This is a genomic window from Paenibacillus sp. JT22N15, from assembly GCF_059383755.1.
In genome coordinates this window covers 1-1,715 of record NZ_JBXENV010000034.1, presented here as the reverse complement: position 1 = coordinate 1,715, position 1,715 = coordinate 1, and the positions used below count along the sequence as shown (strand labels likewise).

The window sequence follows — 1,715 nt, the reverse complement described above, 5'->3', positions numbered from 1 at the left end:
TTCGCCCTATTCAGACTCGCTTTCGCTGCGGCTCCGTCTTCCCGACTTAACCTTGCACGTGAACGTAACTCGCCGGTTCATTCTACAAAAGGCACGCCATCACCCATAGATCGGGCTCTGACTTCTTGTAAGCGCACGGTTTCAGGTTCTTTTTCACTCCGCTTCCGCGGTGCTTTTCACCTTTCCCTCACGGTACTGCTTCACTATCGGTCACTAGGGAGTATTTAGCCTTGGCAGATGGTCCTGCCGGATTCCGACGGGGTTTCTCGTGTCCCGCCGTACTCAGGATCCGTCTCGGAGAGTGTGTGCTTTTGGCTACAGGGCTTTTACCTCTTATAGCGGGCCTTTCCAGACCTCTTCGCCTAACACACACCTTTGTAACTCCATGTGAGACGTCCTACAACCCCAAGGAGCAAGCTCCTTGGTTTGGGCTAATCCGCGTTCGCTCGCCGCTACTGACGGAATCACTTTTGTTTTCTCTTCCTCAGGGTACTTAGATGTTTCAGTTCCCCTGGTATGCCTCACTCTAACCTATGTATTCAGTTAGAAGTAACTGTCCATTACGACAGCTGGGTTTCCCCATTCGGAAATCCCCGGATCAAAGCCTGCTTACGGCTCCCCGAGGCAGTATCGTTGTTCGCCACGTCCTTCTTCGGCTCCTAGTGCCTAGGCATCCTCCGTGCGCTCTTATTAGCTTAACCAGTCGCTACAGCATGCTCGATGTGCTGGCCGTTGTCCGTTTCACCTTGATCCTGCAGTTGCCTGCCGATCAAAAGTCTACACTTCCAAAAGTCCATCTCATTCGACCATACTTTCGCTAGCAGTTAGAACAAAGATCAAGAGCAAACCTAAGTTCGTTCCTTACTTCGCCTTCCTGCGATATTTCTCGCTAAAGGATGTTTCGTTCTTTGCTTTCGCTATCCAGTTTTCAAGGTGCAAGTTTTGTTTGTTCTAATCTAAAGATAAACTTTAGAAGAGAAGAAACGCTGATGGTTTTATTGGTGGAGCCAAGCGGGATCGAACCGCTGACCTCCTGCTTGCAAGGCAGGCGCTCTCCCAGCTGAGCTATGGCCCCTAACAAATTCCATCAAAACTGAACAAATGGTTTTCACGTCTGACGCCTAAGCGCCGTTAATCCGCACATTTATCTAATCCTCATCGGGATTAGGTATTTCCTTAGAAAGGAGGTGATCCAGCCGCACCTTCCGATACGGCTACCTTGTTACGACTTCACCCCAATCATCTACCCCACCTTCGACGGCTGGCTCCTTGCGGTTACCCCACCGGCTTCGGGTGTTGTAAACTCTCGTGGTGTGACGGGCGGTGTGTACAAGACCCGGGAACGTATTCACCGCGGCATGCTGATCCGCGATTACTAGCAATTCCGACTTCATGCAGGCGAGTTGCAGCCTGCAATCCGAACTGAGACCGACTTTGATAGGATTGGCTCCACCTCGCGGTTTCGCTTCCCGTTGTATCGGCCATTGTAGTACGTGTGTAGCCCAGGTCATAAGGGGCATGATGATTTGACGTCATCCCCACCTTCCTCCGGTTTGTCACCGGCAGTCATCCTAGAGTGCCCAGCCTTACCTGCTGGCAACTAAGATCAAGGGTTGCGCTCGTTGCGGGACTTAACCCAACATCTCACGACACGAGCTGACGACAACCATGCACCACCTGTCTCCTCTGTCCCGAAGGCCGCCGCTATCTCTAGC

The 1,715-nt window shown here is 51.9% G+C and carries 1 tRNA gene and 2 rRNA genes; all 3 read right to left on the bottom strand.

Going from position 1 to position 1,715, the window contains the following annotated elements:
- Nucleotides 1-701: ribosomal RNA gene (locus AC50X8_RS32370) — 23S ribosomal RNA — on the bottom strand; the annotation flags it as partial.
- 298 nt (nt 702-999) lie between these two features.
- Nucleotides 1,000-1,075 (bottom strand) — tRNA-Ala (locus AC50X8_RS32365).
- A gap of 105 nt (nt 1,076-1,180) precedes the next feature.
- Nucleotides 1,181-1,715, bottom strand: a 16S ribosomal RNA gene (locus AC50X8_RS32360); the annotation flags it as partial.